This is a genomic window from Pseudomonas sp. PS02303, assembly GCF_029959925.1.
GTDB lineage: Bacteria > Pseudomonadota > Gammaproteobacteria > Pseudomonadales > Pseudomonadaceae > Aquipseudomonas > Aquipseudomonas mandelii.
Genome location: NZ_JASCOM010000140.1, coordinates 1 through 15,698 on the forward strand (window position 1 = coordinate 1; position 15,698 = coordinate 15,698).

General features: G+C 61.4%; 17 protein-coding genes. 5 read left to right on the forward strand and 12 right to left on the reverse strand.

From position 1 onward, the window contains the following. Positions 1-85: 85 nt before the first annotated feature. From dsbG to QMX98_RS23615, 4 genes are all read right to left on the reverse strand, one after another. Positions 86-856, reverse strand: coding sequence for a thiol:disulfide interchange protein DsbG (dsbG, locus tag QMX98_RS23600; protein ID WP_010461199.1), 771 nt, complete (start codon positions 854-856; stop codon positions 86-88). Beyond that, complete coding sequence (locus QMX98_RS23605) at positions 832-1,698, reverse strand: TlpA disulfide reductase family protein (protein WP_077747889.1); 867 nt, start codon at positions 1,696-1,698, stop codon at positions 832-834. Before QMX98_RS23605 ends, dsbG begins: the two co-directional genes overlap by 25 nt. Beyond that, entirely contained in the window at positions 1,698-3,434 is a 1,737-nt protein-coding gene (dsbD, locus tag QMX98_RS23610) for a protein-disulfide reductase DsbD (RefSeq protein WP_221108830.1), read from the reverse strand. The genes QMX98_RS23605 and dsbD overlap by 1 nt, the downstream gene beginning before the upstream one ends. A gap of 82 nt (positions 3,435-3,516) precedes the next feature. After that, complete coding sequence (locus QMX98_RS23615) at positions 3,517-4,215, reverse strand: hypothetical protein (protein WP_102594881.1); 699 nt, start codon at positions 4,213-4,215, stop codon at positions 3,517-3,519. 290 nt (positions 4,216-4,505) lie between these two features. On the opposite strand from QMX98_RS23615, the gene QMX98_RS23620 reads away from it, so the two are divergent. From QMX98_RS23620 to QMX98_RS23640, 5 genes are all read left to right on the forward strand, one after another. Beyond that, on the forward strand, positions 4,506-5,189 hold the full coding sequence (locus QMX98_RS23620; protein WP_010461191.1) for a response regulator: 684 nt from the start codon (positions 4,506-4,508) through the stop codon (positions 5,187-5,189). Beyond that, entirely contained in the window at positions 5,186-6,511 is a 1,326-nt protein-coding gene (locus tag QMX98_RS23625) for an ATP-binding protein (protein WP_077747886.1), read from the forward strand. The genes QMX98_RS23620 and QMX98_RS23625 overlap by 4 nt, the downstream gene beginning before the upstream one ends. A 219-nt stretch (positions 6,512-6,730) precedes the next feature. After that, entirely contained in the window at positions 6,731-7,216 is a 486-nt protein-coding gene (locus QMX98_RS23630) for a GNAT family N-acetyltransferase (protein WP_010461187.1), read from the forward strand. A gap of 77 nt (positions 7,217-7,293) precedes the next feature. Beyond that, entirely contained in the window at positions 7,294-8,706 is a 1,413-nt protein-coding gene (locus tag QMX98_RS23635) for an aspartate aminotransferase family protein (RefSeq protein WP_010461185.1), read from the forward strand. An 81-nt stretch (positions 8,707-8,787) separates the two neighbouring features. After that, on the forward strand, positions 8,788-9,015 hold the full coding sequence (locus QMX98_RS23640; protein WP_010461182.1) for an MbtH family protein: 228 nt from the start codon (positions 8,788-8,790) through the stop codon (positions 9,013-9,015). 187 nt (positions 9,016-9,202) lie between these two features. Here QMX98_RS23640 and QMX98_RS23645 read toward each other — a convergent pair whose 3' ends face one another. The 8 genes from QMX98_RS23645 to QMX98_RS23680 are packed head-to-tail and all read right to left on the reverse strand — an operon-like array spanning position 9,203 to position 15,439. Then, positions 9,203-10,102, reverse strand: a complete 900-nt coding sequence (locus QMX98_RS23645; RefSeq protein ID WP_282411460.1) for a zinc ABC transporter substrate-binding protein — start codon at positions 10,100-10,102, stop codon at positions 9,203-9,205. Beyond that, positions 10,103-11,002, reverse strand: coding sequence for a metal ABC transporter permease (locus tag QMX98_RS23650; RefSeq protein ID WP_282411461.1), 900 nt, complete (start codon positions 11,000-11,002; stop codon positions 10,103-10,105). Then, positions 11,002-11,859 (reverse strand): metal ABC transporter ATP-binding protein, encoded by an 858-nt coding sequence (locus QMX98_RS23655; RefSeq protein WP_083374680.1) that lies wholly within the window; start codon positions 11,857-11,859, stop codon positions 11,002-11,004. The genes QMX98_RS23650 and QMX98_RS23655 overlap by 1 nt, the downstream gene beginning before the upstream one ends. After that, positions 11,856-12,782 carry a metal ABC transporter substrate-binding protein gene (locus tag QMX98_RS23660; protein WP_282411462.1) on the reverse strand — a complete coding sequence of 309 codons (927 nt, stop codon included), beginning with the start codon at positions 12,780-12,782 and terminating at the stop codon, positions 11,856-11,858. The genes QMX98_RS23655 and QMX98_RS23660 overlap by 4 nt, the downstream gene beginning before the upstream one ends. Before the next feature lie 35 nt (positions 12,783-12,817). Continuing rightward, positions 12,818-13,390: a DUF6162 family protein gene (locus QMX98_RS23665; RefSeq protein WP_154503909.1), complete on the reverse strand. Its 573-nt coding sequence runs from the start codon at positions 13,388-13,390 to the stop codon at positions 12,818-12,820. Continuing rightward, on the reverse strand, positions 13,387-13,710 hold the full coding sequence (locus QMX98_RS23670) for a hypothetical protein (RefSeq protein WP_010461170.1): 324 nt from the start codon (positions 13,708-13,710) through the stop codon (positions 13,387-13,389). Before QMX98_RS23670 ends, QMX98_RS23665 begins: the two co-directional genes overlap by 4 nt. Continuing rightward, positions 13,707-14,249, reverse strand: a complete 543-nt coding sequence (locus tag QMX98_RS23675; RefSeq protein ID WP_010461169.1) for a hypothetical protein — start codon at positions 14,247-14,249, stop codon at positions 13,707-13,709. The genes QMX98_RS23670 and QMX98_RS23675 overlap by 4 nt, the downstream gene beginning before the upstream one ends. Continuing rightward, complete coding sequence (locus QMX98_RS23680) at positions 14,246-15,439, reverse strand: PepSY domain-containing protein (protein ID WP_010461167.1); 1,194 nt, start codon at positions 15,437-15,439, stop codon at positions 14,246-14,248. Before QMX98_RS23680 ends, QMX98_RS23675 begins: the two co-directional genes overlap by 4 nt. Positions 15,440-15,698 lie beyond the last annotated feature (259 nt).

The window sequence follows — 15,698 nt, forward strand, 5'->3', positions numbered from 1 at the left end:
CGCTCCCACAGGGGGAATGCATTCAAATGTGGGAGCGAGCCTGCTCGCGATGGGGCCGGTGTGGTCACCAAGTCTCTGCAGCAAACTACTTGGGCCCGAGAATTTTCATCAACTTGTCCGGCGAAGGCGCGCCTTGCTGCTGTTGCAGCTCGCCCTTGTCGTCCATGTAGAAAATCGCCGGGGTGGCCTGCAGTTCCAGGTCTTCCATCAACTGCATGTTCGCCGCCAATTTCGCCTGAATCGCTGGCGGCACGTCCTTCAGGGCTTTCAGCGAACTGCCCTTGCCGGATTTTTCGTGATCTTCCAGCGCCTTGCTCGGGTCCTTGGCGGCCAGCAGCGCGGCGGATTTGCCCGGGCTGTCTTCGCGAATGATCCCGACCATGATGTGCCGCAGCTGCACTTTGCCGGCATTGACCCACGGCCGAGCCTGTTCCCAGAACATGTTGCAGTAGGGGCAGTTCGGGTCGCTGAACAAGTACACGATGCGTGGCGCATCTTTTTTGCCGTCGGCGATCCAGTTGCTGGCTTCCATCTTGGCCCAGACTTCCTTGGACATCGGCGCGTAGACCAGTTTCTGCAACGGTGCACTGCTCAGGTCGTTGCCCTCGGCGTCGTACAGATTGCCCAGCAGTACATGCTTGCCGTCCGGGGTCAGGTACAGCGCGATACCGCGGTTCTGGTACTGGGCGGCGTAACCGCGCAGCCCATCGGGTGCGTCGAACTGACCGACGATTTTCGCGCCCTTGGCTTCGATCTTCTTGATCGCTTCAGGCAATTCTTCGGCGGCCTGCACCGACGGCAGGTGCAGCAGCGCTGCGCCCAGAGTCAGCGTCAGCAGGTGGCGGAGGCGGGGCATGGCAGTTTCCTTGAAGAGGTGGCCGGTACGGCAGGAGAAGGGGTGTCGAAGTTTTCCAGGGCGCGGGCCAGGCTGGCATCCGAGAGTTCACCCAAATGGCTGCCCAGCAATCGACCGTCGGGGCTATAGAACAGCGTAGTCGGCAATGCCATGGAACCCACGGCCTGACCCAGTCGACCGCTGCCGTCGAACAGCACGTTGGTCAGGCTCAGGCCTTGGGTTTCGAGGAAGGTGCTGACGCTTTGCATGCTTTCGGCCTGATTGACGAACAGGAAGGTCAGGTCCGGGCGCTGTTGCTGGGCGTTTTCCAGCACCGGCATTTCCCGGCGGCACGGCGGGCACCAGGTGGCCCAGAGATTGATGACCAGCGGTCCACCCTTGTAGTCCGCCAGTTGCACGGTTTCGCCGGCGGCGTTGCGCAGGGCGATTTCCGGCAGGCGCGTGCCTTGTTCGTAAATACTCAGAGAGAAAGTCGCCAGCAGCCAGAATGCCAACCCGCTGGCCACGCCAAACCCCAGCGGGCGGCGCAGACCCGGCCGGCGCCAACCGCGATACAGCGCGGTGAGCAGCAGCACAATCACTCCGGGCCAGGCGAGGAAACCGCCATCGCGCAGGTCGATGATCTGCCACGGATCGTTGCGATAGTGGGCCCAGTAGGCGCCGACGAACCCGACCCGTGCCGCCAGCATGCCCAGCAAAAAAAGGCTGAACAGCGCCGACTCGGGGTTCTCTCCACCGCGCTTGGCCACCCGCCAGCCGACAAACGTCGCCAGCGCCAGGGCACTGATCAGCAGCAGATGGTTAAGCGCGATGGCAAAAGTGCCGAGGGTAAAGGTCAGCATTAACGGGCGTCTCGGGTGGTGGTCCAGCGTTGCAGGAAGGTGTCGGCATCGACCTCGCCGGTGATGCGCTGACTGCGGCGCTCCTGGCCGTCTGCGCCGATCCACAGAAAACTCGGTGGCCCCGGCACTTTATAACGGCCGAGCAGTTCGCGGCTGTCGGCATTGTCGGCGGTGACGTCCAGCCGTAGCAAGCGCACATCGCTCAGCGCTGCCATTACATGGGCTTTGCCGAAGACCTGTTTTTCCATGACTTTGCACGACACACACCAGTCGGCGTAGTAGTCCAGCAGCACCCATTGGCCCTGGGCCTGGGCGGCGTCCAGTTCCTGTTGCAGCGCTTGCGGATTGTTGATCGTGGTGAAGGCCTCATGGCCGGTCGGGCGAGCGGCATTGCCGGAAGAGGCGGAAGCGCTGTAGACCTGCAACGGTTTGAGCAAGTCATCACTGCCCCCGGCGGCCCCGATCATCAGCAGACCGCCCCACATCCCGAGCAACAGCGCACTGGCGCCGAACAGATGGGCGACGCGGCCAAAACCTTCCGACTGTTTCCAGGCGCTATAGGCGGCAATCAGCAGCAAGGCGCCACACAAACCGATCCACAGCGATTGATCCAGCACCGGGCGCAGCATCAGCAGGGCGGTGGCGAGGAACAGGAAACCGAACACGCCTTTGAGCAGGTTCATCCAGGCGCCGGGTTTGGGCAGGAAGCGATTGCCCACGGTCACCAGCAACAACAGCGGCACACCGATGCCGATGCCCATTGCGAACAGAATCAGCCCGCCATGCAGCGCATTACCGCTTTGTGCGATGTAGAGCAGGGCGCCGGCCAATGGCGCGGTCATGCACGGGCCGACCAGCAGCCCCGACAAGGCCCCGAGCACACCGGCACCGATCAGACTGCCGCCACGCTGATTGCGCGACACATTTTCCAGCCGATCACGCACCGCCACCGGCAGTTGCAGCTCGAAGAAACCGAACATCGGCAACGCCAGCAGGACAAATATCGCCGCGAAGCTGCCCAGCAGCCAGGGGTTCTGCAACAGCGCCTGAAGGTTCGCACCAAGCAGCGCGGCCAGCACACCCATCGCCGCATACACCAGCGCCATGCTCACCACGTAGCTGGTCGCCAGGGCGAAACCGCGTTTGGGCGTGGCGCCGCTGCCGACGATCAACCCGGCCAGTATCGGCAGCATCGGCAACGAGCAAGGAGTGAAGGCCAGCAGCAGGCCCAGACCGAAGAACACCAGCAAGCTCCAGCCCAGCGCCCGTTGTTGCAGGCCGCTGGCCAGGGCCTGATCCGGTGCTTCGTTGGTTGCGCCCGCAACGTTGCCACCCAGGTCCACGACCTGGGTTTGCGGCGGATAGCACAATCCGGCATCCGCACACCCCTGGAAGCCCACCTTGATCTGACCGGTGGCGCCCGCCGGAATCTTCAGTTCCAGGCCTTGGCGATACACCGGTTGTTCGCCGAAGAACTCATCACTGTGCGCTTCACCTTCGGGTAATGGCGGCTGTTGCTGCGAGGGCAACCCCTCGAATTTCAGACGTTTCTGGTAAAGGTAATAGCCGTCGGTAATTTGCCAAAAGAGCTGTGTTTCACCCGATTCAAGGCGCTCGGAAGTAAAGACAAAGGCCTTTTCCACCGGTAAAAATTCAGGTTTGGTATCGAACGGATTGGTCCCTGCCTGGGCCACACCCGAGATCAAGAGAACAAAAAGAAGAAACAGTCGACGCATGGGTAAGCCTTATCCCTGTGCAAGTGAGGTGCACAATGGGAGGCGGCGATTAACCGATGATTAACCGCGAGTCGACAGATTCTCAGTCTCGTAGCAATCCGGGCCAATTCACCTCATTCACCGGGTGCGGGCCAGAATGCATACGATTCATTTGCAGGTTGTAGATGATGTATTCGTTGCCAGTCAGGAAGATGTAGAAATAATTGTCGTCACTATTACTGTCTTTTTGCACGCCGGTAATAATTCGGTCGAGGTAGGGGGACAGTCCGCTCCAGACGGTCGGGGAGATGGAGGGTTGATTGTAATAGTTGCTTTTGTAGTTGAATTGGAAGTGCTTTCCGTCGCTCATGATGAACTTAAATATGTGGCCCGTTTCGTTTAGAGTCCACCATGTGACTGCGATGATACGATCGAAATAAGGAAGAATGGGAGCCCATCCAGTATTTTCCACAGGCTTTATATAACTGACTCTATCGGTGTCTTGATTATACTTGCAGACGGTCGGTGTAGTGCCTTCGTAAAAAAACAACCATGTTGCGTCAGAGTCATAACCTTCAGATTCATTGATCAGATCAGTGGTGGTTAAGCCAAAGCGTAGGTTTTTGGCATGGGAGTGGAAGTCATTCCAGTTGCCGTATGAAATATCGCTCGGGTATCCCTTTGGAACTTGCCTGTCGCCAAGGCTGTATCGAGAGTATTTATTTATGTCTTTGAAGAAGAAATGAATTCCATCTTTGCCAGAGCGCCAGTCGACGGTGACAAAGTTTTTCAAGATTGGCATGTTGTTGTTCCTTTCAATAGTTAAACGTTTGTTGGTTGTTCAAGAGCAGGTTTGTGGTCGGGTTGTCATGTTTTGGTGTTGTGAATTAGTTGCGGGTTGAGCTTATCGCTTTACGAAAATCAATAAGAGTTTTTTTTGAGGTTGTTTGTGTCGCTTTGCAACTAAGGTGAATGAGTAAGTTTGATTTGGTTGGGTGACAGAAAGCCGGGCTATTCGTCATCCCTCGCAATTGACATAATTGCGCCTTAATCCACATCTGCTTGACTCGCGTTTTTACTCATGGAGCGCCCATGCACGTACTGGTTTGTGAAGATGATGAGCTGATCGCCAGCGGCATTGTCGCCGGCCTCACCGCACAGGGCCTGACGGTGGAGCACGTCGCCACGGCATCGGCTGCCCGGGCGATGCTCAAGGTGGCTGAGTTCGACGTCATGGTGCTCGACCTTGGTCTTCCCGATGAGGACGGCCTGAAGTTGTTGCAGCAGTTGCGCCACAGTGGCCTTGAGATTCCGGTGCTGATCCTGACGGCGCGGGACTCGGTCACTGACCGCGTCGATGGCTTGCAGGCCGGCGCCGACGATTACCTGCTCAAACCGTTCGACCTGCGTGAACTCGCAGCCCGTCTGCACACCTTGTTGCGACGCGTGGCGGGGCGCAGCGTCAACCTGATCGAACACGGCCGTCTGACCTACGACCCGAGCAGCCGGGAAACCATGCTCGGCGGCCAGTCCGTCGACCTTTCGCGGCGTGAACAGTCGCTGTTGCAAGCCTTGCTGCATAACCGTGGCCGAGTGCTGTCCACCGAACAATTGAAGGACAGCGTCTACGGTTTCAATGACGAACTGGAAAGCAACGCCCTCAACGTGCATATCCATCACCTGCGGCGCAAACTCGGCAATGGCATTGTCGAGACCGTGCGCGGCCTGGGTTATCGCCTGGGGCCCGCCGATGGTGGAGAGGAAATGAAAAAGTGATGAGCCTGCGTTTGCGCCTGAGCCTGACGCTCGGCGCCGCTTTTGCGCTGATCTGGGCCCTGGCGGCGGCCTGGATGCTCAGCGACCTGCGCAACCAAATGATGTTTTCCCTCGACCAGCGGTTGGTGGCATCGGCGCGCATGGTCGCCGGCCTGATGGAACAATTGCCCGCGTTGCCGAGCAAGGGCGAGGGCACCCATTTCAGCGCGGAACAACTGAATATTCCGGGTGGCATGGCCTGTCAGGTCAGCTCGTTGCGCGGCGAAATCCTCGCCCGCAGTCACACCGATCCGCAACAAACCCTGGAAGCCGAGAAAATGGGCTTCCACGATCAGATGATCGACGGCGCGCCGTGGCGCAGCTTCACCCTGGCTCGCGGTGATCTGCGCATTACCACGGCGGATCGGCAGATCGAGCGTGAGGCGCTGAACATGTCGATCCTGCTGGCCGCTTCGGTGCCGGTGGGCGTGGCGTTGCTTGGCTGCCTGTGCCTGTTGTGGCTGGGGATTGGCCAGGGGCTGGCGCCGCTCAACCGGATGCGCGATGCCTTGATGCGCCGCAGCGCCGATTCGCTCGAACCCTTGCAGATCCAGCCGCTGCCCAGCGAGCTTCAACCGTTGCTGGACACCCAGAATCAGCTGTTCCAGCGCATCGGCAAGACCATCGAGCGCGAACGCCGCCTGACCGGCGACGCGGCCCACGAATTACGCAGCCCCCTGACCGCAATCAAAACCCATCTGCAAGTGGCGCGCATGACTGATGGCGCGGCCCGGGATCAGTCCCTGGCACGGGCAGAAGAGGGCGCCGACCGCATGCACCGCACGCTGGAGCAATTGCTGCTGCTGGCGCGGGTCGAGGGCAGTCTGTCGTTCGACGACGGGGTGCAATGCAGCGCCGAACAGGTGGCGAAACTGGCGATTCAGGATGCGGCCAGCGGTGATCGTCGGCGGATCAAGCTGCACATGCCAGCGAAGTTCTCCGATGCCCCGGTGCAGATGCCCGCGGTGCTGTCGATCGCCGCATTGCGCAATTTGCTGGACAACGCCCTGCGCCATACCCCGGGCGACGGATCGGTGGAACTGAGCCTGGAAACCACTGGCAGTCGCGCACGCTTTCTGGTCCGCGACCACGGCCCGGGCATTGCCGATGATGACCTGCAACACCTGACCCAACGTTTCTGGCGCAACGGCCAGAGCACCGGCTGCGGATTGGGCCTGGCGATTGTCCAGGCGATTGTTCAGCGGTGCGGTTGCACCCTGCATTTCGACAGCCGGCCGGATGGGTTGCGGGTTGAATTGACCATGCCATTGCAACCCCTCTAACCAACACCGCAACCTTTCCCTGTGGGCGTGAGCCTGCTCGCGATGAGGCCATAACATCCAACATCCATGTTGACTGTTACACCGCCATCGCGAGCAGGCTCACTCCCACAAGGGAGGCTGTGTTGCACATCAAATGTAACTTCTCTCCATTAGTCAGCGACTCGCCACAGCGCTATCGTCCCCGGCAGCTTTTTCTCAATGGATTGAGGTAACAGCGCCATGGATGCATCGATTCACATCTGCAAGGCAACCCCCGCCGACGCCGGCATCATCAGTCGGATCGTCGAGCGCTCCATTCGTGTCGGCTGCGCGCTCGACCATCGCAACGACCCGAGAACCGTCGCCACCTGGACCCACAACAAAACCATCGAGCACGTGCAACCGTGGCTGACCGACCAACGGTTGTACCTGAACATCGCCCTGTTGCAGGACAAACCGGTCGGTGTCGCCATGGCGGCGATCAGTGGCAAGGTCGCGTTCTGCTATGTGCAGCCGGAATGGTTTCGTCGCGGTGCCGGAGAGGCGCTGGTTCACGACCTCGAAGGCTGGTTGATCAATCAGGGACTGGGCCAGGCTCGCCTCAACAGCACCCGCACCAGCGAGGCTTTTTATCGCCATTTGGGGTACCGGCCCTGCGCTGAAATCTTCATCGTGGCCGGGCTCCATGCCATTCCAATGCATAAGGCACTGACACCGCCTTCATAGAAAGCTGATCGAGGGTCTAAATCCTCGGCGCCCTGATGCGTTTCCAGAACAGGAAAACCTTATTGAGGGGTCGAGAGATGTCAGTCGCTACCAGCCTTATGGAAGATCAGTCGGCCCGGATCGCTCCGGCGCCGGTCGAGACGCTGTATCAGTTCAATGAATCGCCGTTGCTGGCCCGTCAAAACCAGCAGGAATCGAATGCCCGCAGTTACCCGCGACGCATTCCCCTGGCGCTCAAGCGCGCCAAGGGCATTTATGTCGAAGACGTCGAAGGCCGCCGTTTCATCGACTGCCTGGCGGGTGCCGGGACATTGGCCCTGGGGCATAACCATGCGGTGGTGATCGAAGCGATCCAGCAAGTGCTGAGCGATGAGTTGCCGCTGCACACCCTCGACCTGACCACGCCGGTCAAGGATCAATTCGTCCAGGACCTGTTCGGTTTGCTGCCGGCGGCGTTGGCTGCTGAAGCCAAGATCCAGTTCTGCGGCCCCACCGGCACCGACGCGGTGGAAGCCGCGCTGAAACTGGTGCGCACCGCCACCGGACGCAGCACCGTGTTGTCATTCCAGGGCGGTTATCACGGCATGAGCCAGGGCGCGCTGAGCCTGATGGGCAGCCTGGGGCCGAAAAAGCCGCTGGGCGCCTTGCTCAGCAACGGCGTGCAGTTCATGCCGTATCCCTACGACTACCGCTGCCCGTTCGGCCTCGGCGGTGCGCAAGGGGTGAAGGTCAACCTGAGCTACCTGGAAAACCTGCTCAATGATCCAGAGGCCGGCGTGCAATTGCCGGCGGCGGTGATCGTCGAAGCGGTGCAGGGCGAGGGCGGGGTGATCCCGGCCGATCTCGATTGGCTGCGCGGCCTGCGGCGCATCACCGAACAGGCCGGCGTGGCGCTGATCGTCGATGAAATCCAGAGCGGTTTCGCTCGCACCGGCAAGATGTTCGCCTTCGAGCACGCGGGGATCATTCCGGACGTGGTGGTCATGTCCAAAGCCATCGGCGGCAGTCTGCCACTCGCCGTCGTGGTTTACCGCGACTGGCTCGACACCTGGCTGCCGGGCGCTCATGCCGGGACTTTCCGCGGTAATCAGATGGCCATGGCGGCGGGTTCTGCGGTGATGCGTTACCTGACCGAACACAAGGTCTGCGAGCACGCTGCCGCCATGGGCGAGCGCCTGAGCGAGCACCTGCGCATTCTGCAGCGGGACTTCCCGCAATTGGGCGACATTCGCGGGCGCGGCTTGATGCTCGGCGTTGAGCTGGTCGATCCGACGGGTGCGCCCGATGCATTGGGGCATCCGCCGATCTTCGGTCGCCTGGCGCCGCTGGTGCAGCGTGAATGCCTCAAGCGCGGGCTGATTCTTGAGCTGGGTGGGCGTCACGGCGGCGTGGTGCGTTTCCTGCCGCCGCTGGTGATTACCTCCGCGGAAATCGATCGGGTGGCCGAGATTTTCGGCCGGGCCATGGCCGCAGCCACCGCCAGCCTCTAAATTTTTCGCGCCGCGCAACGTTCCTTCTACATACCGGCTGCGCACGCCGCGCAGCCCACCCTACAGCGATGGAGACACAGCATGACGTCAGTATTCGACCGCGAGGACATCCTCTTTCAGGTCGTGGTCAACCACGAAGAGCAATACTCGATCTGGCCCGACTACAAAGCGGTGCCTGCCGGCTGGCGCACCGTGGGCAAGAGCGGCCTGAAAAAGGAATGCCTGGCCTACATCGAAGAAACCTGGACCGACATGCGCCCGTTGAGCTTGCGTCAGAAGATGGACGAGCAGGCGGCAGTGGCTAACTAAGGCACGACGCAAAAGGAAGCCCGCTGGACTGGTGACAGTCAGCGGGCTTTTTCATGTCTGGAATGTGTCTCGCCTGTCAGGCCGCCTTCGCGAGCAGGCTCGCTCCTACATTGGATCTATGGCGTGACACAAATCCCCTGTGGGCGCGAGCCTGCTCGCGATGAACGATAACGTGGACTCACTGACGTTAAACCCCGCTCAACCCCTTGATCACCCGATCCACATTCCCTTCCAGCTCAGCCACCGGTTCCGCCGCGTCGACACTCAACACCACCAGCCGACTGCCTGCCTCTGCGATCACCGCTTTCACCGCCTCAGACGGCTGGCGATGATGCAACACCACCGCCACATCATTGTCCTTCAGCGTCGCGCCCAATTGCTTGAGTGCTTCAGGTGTCCACTCGGCGTCCGGCCGTGCATCGAGGCCGATCAGCTCCAGGTTCAACCCGCCGATCAAGTAGCCGAAGTGATCGCTCAGGCTCATTACAGTGAGGTTATCGGCACTGGCCAATCGCGCTTCGCTGTCCGCGCTGAGCTTGAGCAAGCGCTGTTTCAGTGCCGCCAGGTTAGCCTCGATCGCAGGCTTGGCCTCGGGCGCCAGGCGCACCAGGTCCGCCGCCATCACATCCGCCATCCGCCCCATGTTGTTGCTGGAAAGCCACGGCTGGCTGTTCAAGCCGTCGACCTTATTGCCCGGCTGCACGGCGATGCCGGGCAGGGCGCCGTCCACCGGGCGGGCGGCGTCGACTTCGACGATACGAATGTTGCTGCGCCGGGCAATCGGGTACAGCGGATCGTCTGCCCACAGTGAGCGCAGACCGATCACCGCATCGGCGTCGGTCGCCAGTCTGGCCAGCGCCGGAGCGCCACGACCGGTGAAGTACGCGGTCTGACGGCTGCCCGGCAGGTTCGCCGGCGCAGCACGTTCAAGGGTGACGTCGGTGCCCTTGAGCAAGACCTCACCCAGCCCGTAAGTGATCGGCAAGGACGCCAGCACGCGCAGGGGTTTTGTGTCCGCTGCAAAGGGGGTAGTGACCAGCCCGCACAGAGCGACGGCCAGGGTCAGTTGACGCAGAGAAAAAGACATTTATCCGATATTCCCTTTCAGGCTTGGGACAACGCCGCGGGCGATGGCGGCGAGGGCGAAGGCGATACCGGCGACCAGAATGATCGCGGCACCGGACGGAATGGGCAGGTCGAAGACGATCGGCGCGAGGATCCCGCACAGCGTGCTGACTGTGGCGATCAGCACCGAGCACCAGAAGAAACCCTTCAGCGACTGGCTGAGCAAGCGTGCCGCTGCGGCGGGAATCACCAGCAGCGCACCGACCAGAATCGCGCCGATGACTTTCACTGCGGCCACGGTGATCATGGTCACCAGAATCACAAACAGATAATCCAGGGTCTTCACCGCCACACCACGAACCGCCGCCAGCTGCGGGTTGAAACTGGCCAGCATGATGCGGTTGTACAGCGGCAAGGCCAGCGCCATGACCAGCGAACCGACGATGGCCAGCACCAGCAGATCGTTACCGTTGACCGTCAGCACCGAACCGAACAGCACGTTTTCGAGGATGTGCACGTTGATCTTGCCCGCCAGGATCAGCAGCAGGCTCGCGCCCAGGGCCAACGACACCGAGAGGAACACACCGATCAACGTATCCGGCGCCAGCCCGGTGCGGTTGCGCAGGTAGTTGAGCAGGATGCCGAACAGCAGGCAGTAACCGAACAGGCTGCCGTAAGGCCCGGTGTAAGGTTCGCCGAGCAGGATGCCGACGGCCACGCCGGTCAATGCCGCGTGACCCACCGCTTCGGAGAAAAACGCGAAGCGCTTGACCACCACCAGCGTGCCCAGACCGCCCAGCACCGGGCCGATCAGTAAACCGGCGAGCAGGGCGTTGACCACAAAACCATAGGCCAGCGCTTCAGGCAGATAACCCGAAGACGCCCAACCCTGAACCATCAAGCGAAAGGCTTCATAACTCATCAGGCAGCGCTCCGTGGATGGGTCGAGAACAGGGTCAGCAGGCGTTCCGGGGTCAGCGCCTGTTTCGGCGTGGCATCGAACAGCACCCGGCGATTGAGTCCGGTCACCCGGTCGGCCAGACGCCCGACGGCTTCCAGATCATGCTCGATCCATAACACGGTGATGCCGCTCTGGCGCCAGTCGCCGAGCAATCGCTCGAACACCTGGATACCGGCCTCGTCGAGGGCCGACATCGGCTCGTCGAGCACCAGCAACTGCGGCGCCGGGATCAACCCTTGAGCGAGCAACACGCGCTGACGCTCCCCACCGGACAACGCGCCCATGCGCCGCTTGCGCTTGTCCTGCAGGCCGACCCGTTCCAGCGCTTCACCAATCGCGGCTGCGTAATGCTTGCTCAAACCGAGGAACGCCGGACGACGCTGACACATCGCAGCCATGAAATCGTCGACGGTCATGGGCAGGCCGCGGTCGAATTCCAGCGCCTGAGGCACATAACCGATGGTCCCCGGTGTGCCCGGCCATTGCAGGCTCAAGCGACCTTGATGTGGCATCTGTCCGAGCAGAGTCTTGATCAGCGAGCTCTTGCCGCCACCGTTCGGGCCGACCAGCGCATGCACGCTGCCGGGCTGGACCTGGAAGGTCACGTTGTCGAGGATCGTCGTGCGCCCCAGCGTCAAACTGACCTGCGCAAAATCCAGCGTCGGCCCCGAAACCTGTGGGAGTGACGGCGCGACGATTCGACCTGCTCGCGATTGCGGTGGGTCATTTAGCGATGATGTCGAATGACTGGACACCTTCGCGGGCGTGGTCGCTCCCACAGCCACAGGCGACTCGCTGATGGTTTCTTTCGCCGTCATTTCCCCGACTCCTGAATCGCCCGAACCACGGTGTTGAGGTTGCCGGTCATTTCCTTTTCGTACTTGTCGGCGGTGTATTCGCCATAGGAAATGTGCGACAGCGGGTACAGCTTCACCCCGGACTCACGCTGGATGGTGTCGACGTAGCTGGACGGGAAATCCATCTCGGAGAAGATCACCTTCACGTCCAGTTCCCGCAGTTGATCGATGGTCTTTTTCAGCTGGCTTGGGCTCGGCTCGATGCCGTGGGCCGGCTCGACCACGGCGGTCACTTCGAGGCCGAATTCGCGCAGCAGGTAGTCATAAGCCGCGTGCACCGTGGCCACTCGCAGTTCGGCGTTCGGTGCCTGGGTCAGTTTCGCCAGGGCGTCGGCGCGCATTTGCCGCAGGCGCTTGCCGTAGGCGCGGGCGTTCTGGGTGTAGGTCTTGGCATTAGCCGGGTCGAGCTTGCCCAGTTCCCGGGCAATGTTGTTGACCTGGGCAATGGAGGCGCTGATCGACAGGAAGGTGTGCGGGTTCACCACCTTGCCGGCCCCGCGTGCGGCGGTGCCAGTGGCCGCCAGCAGCGGCACGTTTTCGTTGGCTTCGATCACCGGGACGTTCGGCGTTTCGCTGGCGGCGATCATGCGGTCGGCGAAGTCGTCATGACCGACGCCATTGAGTACGACCACATCGAGCCCGCTGATGCGCTTGATGTCTTCGGCGCGGGGCTCATAGGCGTGCGGGTTGAAACCGGCCGGGATCAGCGGCACCACTTCGGCCTTGTCACCGACAATGTTGGCCACGTAGCTGTAATAAGGGTGCAGGGTAATGCCGATGCGCAGGCGTTTGGCATCCTCGGCGCTGACCAGTGGCGTCAGCAATAAGGCAAGCAGGCCGACCAGCAGCGGGCGCAGGAATGAGCGTTGAGATGAAATAGGCATGGGAAAGCGGTCTTCTCTCGGGTGAAGGCGAGGGTTCAGTGCCGGTGCTGGCGGGTCACGCCGGCATCGAATTGCGCGACGATCTGCTGCCAGCCGGCGCTTTCCAGCGCGGCGTCAGTGAGATCGGTCGGGGCCGCGAGGGCTTTGTCGCGATTGAGCCAGACGTCAGGGGCATCGTCGCCAGCAGTCAGGCGCATCAGAAACGAACCGGCCACGGCGGGCGTCTGGCTTTGACCGAAATAGGCCTTGGCGTCGAGCAGCTGCCAGGCATGGCCGCCACGGCTGACGGAACTGGCGTCCTGGGCAAATGGTGCAAAGCCTTCATCGGCAAGCGTTGCGGGCGTCGGCAGCGCTTGCTGTTCCTGACGCAGCAGATGAATCTCGTCCAGCGTCACCCGCAGGTCGGCATAGATGCCTTGCTCGGATGCGCTCAGATCGCGACGGGCATCCAGCTGATGGCTGCCTACGCTGCTGACTTCCTGAGGCTCATGGCGCCAGGCGACCACCGAACCGGCTACCGCCAGGATCATCAGGCACAACAGCAACACATACAGGGTTTCATGGCCGGCACCGGCCGGGCGGACGACGTGCGTGGTAGGCGTACTCATGGGGCTTCGATGTCCGCTTGGTCGATCTCGACGACGTGGCCGGGGCCTGCGTCGAACAGCACGTAGAATTCGGCACCGGGCTTCTTGAAAGTGAGGGTCGAATCGGCACCGAGCTTGCCCGGTACCAGGATGGTTTCGTCGTAGCCGATCACATCCAGCGTCACCCCCGGTGCGCCGCTGCCGTCGGAGAAACCGCCCGTGCATTTGATTTGTTCGGCGTCGATGGCTTTGCATTCGCACATCGGGTTGTGGGCCAGGGCGCTGGCGCTGAACCCGGCGCAGAGCACCAGTAAAACCGCGTTTAGAGAACGTAGCATCATGGTTTGCCTCCTTGTTTGTTCAGCCACGCGAGGGTGGCGGGGGATGCCTGGCTCAGGGGGATCGACGCTTGATGCATCGCGCCGTCCCAGCCTTCCATGGTGATCCACAGTTCGGCGTCGGCTTTGGTCTTTTCGGGGATCGGCAGCATCGCGCCCATGCGGTACGGCGTGCCGAAGAAAATCACCCCGGCGGCGCGCAGGCTGCGGGGTTTGCCGATGCGCAGATACGTCGCCTTGACCTGGTCGCGGCAGCTGTCGCACAGCGCCGCGTTGAAGCTCTTCATGTGGCCGGCCGGGCCATCGAGGGTCGGGGCTTCGTTGCGCAACTCGGCGAGGCGCAGGCTCCAGGGCCCGACCTGCACTTCACCGATTTCCCGCTCACCCAGGCCGGTGTCGCCGCGAAACAGCGCCGCGTCGGCAAAGTATTTGGGCATGAACCCCAGTGGCACCAGCAGCAGCAGAACGTTGATGTGGAAGCGCCATTTGTGCCAGAAGCGGCTCAGTTTCGAGGCTGGTTTTTCAGCGGTGAACAGGCTCATTGGCTGACCTCCGTGGTTTCGCGGCGATCGACAGCGGCGGTGCGAGGACGTTTGTCTTTGCGCTTGAGGGCATTGGCCGTGGCCAGGGCGGTGCGCTTGGTCCAGATCAGCAGGCCGCTAAGGACCATCATGCTCAGGATCAAACCGAAGAAGAACCAGATCAGCTTGATCCAGAGGCCGCCGAAATCACCGGTGTGCAGCGGCCGCATGGATTCGGTCACCAGCTCCAGGCCGGAACGGTCCGACAGCAGGCGGGTGGCGGCGATATCGCCGGTGTACGGGTTGATCTCGGCAGTCTGGAACATCAACGGATACCAACTGCGACCGCCCACCGTGAGGTAGCTATAGGCGTTGGCGGGCAGGCTGACGAAGCTGTCTTCCAGACCCGGGATGCGTTCCTTGGCCTGGGCAATCGCGGCTTCCAGGCTGATCATCGGCGCTGGCGAGCCATCGGTGCTCACCGGCACGCTCTCACGTGGAACCACCAAGGCCACCGGCGCGGTGGAGATCGACACCTGGTTATCGAACATGAACGCCTGGATGAGGAACCAGGTGCTGGTGATGGAAATCACCGCGATGAACCAGATCGACCAGATGCCGCTCAGGCGGTGAAAGTCGCCCCAGAAAATCCGCGCGCCATGACGGATGCGTAACGTCGGTCTAAAGAAACCTTTCCAGAAGCGCTTGTAGACCACCAGCCCGGTCACCAAAGACGCCAGCAAAGGCAAGCTCAGGAACGACACCAGGTACCAGCCCCAGCTGTAACCGTTGGTGAACGGCACCAGCCACCAGCCATGCAATGCACGGGTGAAGGCCTGGAAATTGAATGGCGGGGCGGCGCCCTGAATCACGCCGCTGTACGGGTTGACGTAAACCTTCACCGAGCGCCCGTCGGGGTAGCTGACATCGACATCGAGCGCGAAGTGCGACTCGTCGGGCCGGCTGATGGCCTCGACCAGGGTGTTCGGTTCCGCCTTCTTGATGGCGGCGACGATCTGGTCATAACTGAGCAGCGGTGCGTCGTCGGTGGGTTGGCTGGCGCGCATCTGCGGGTTGGCCAGCCAGACAATTTCCTGACTGACCACCGCCAGTGTGCCGGTGACACAGACGATCAGTACGAAAAACCAGATCGGCAAGGCCAGCCAGCTATGGACCAGAAACCAGAGTTTGGAGCGGGATTTCTTCGACATGATTAAAGGTCTTGTATCGATGGGAAGGCCTCTGCTGCGGGCTTCCCAGCGATGAGGTCCATGAAAAGTCGTCCGTGGCTTTTGCCTACGCGGACTGACTGCATCTATATAGGACGGATGAGGAACGGAAATCCCGAACGACAATGTGAAAGAAAATGTTTCGCGTTCCGGTCGGCGCGCAGACAACCCCTGTAGGAGCGAGCCTGCTCGCGATAGCGATCGTTCAGCCCGCTTCAACGTAACTGGCACACCGCTATCG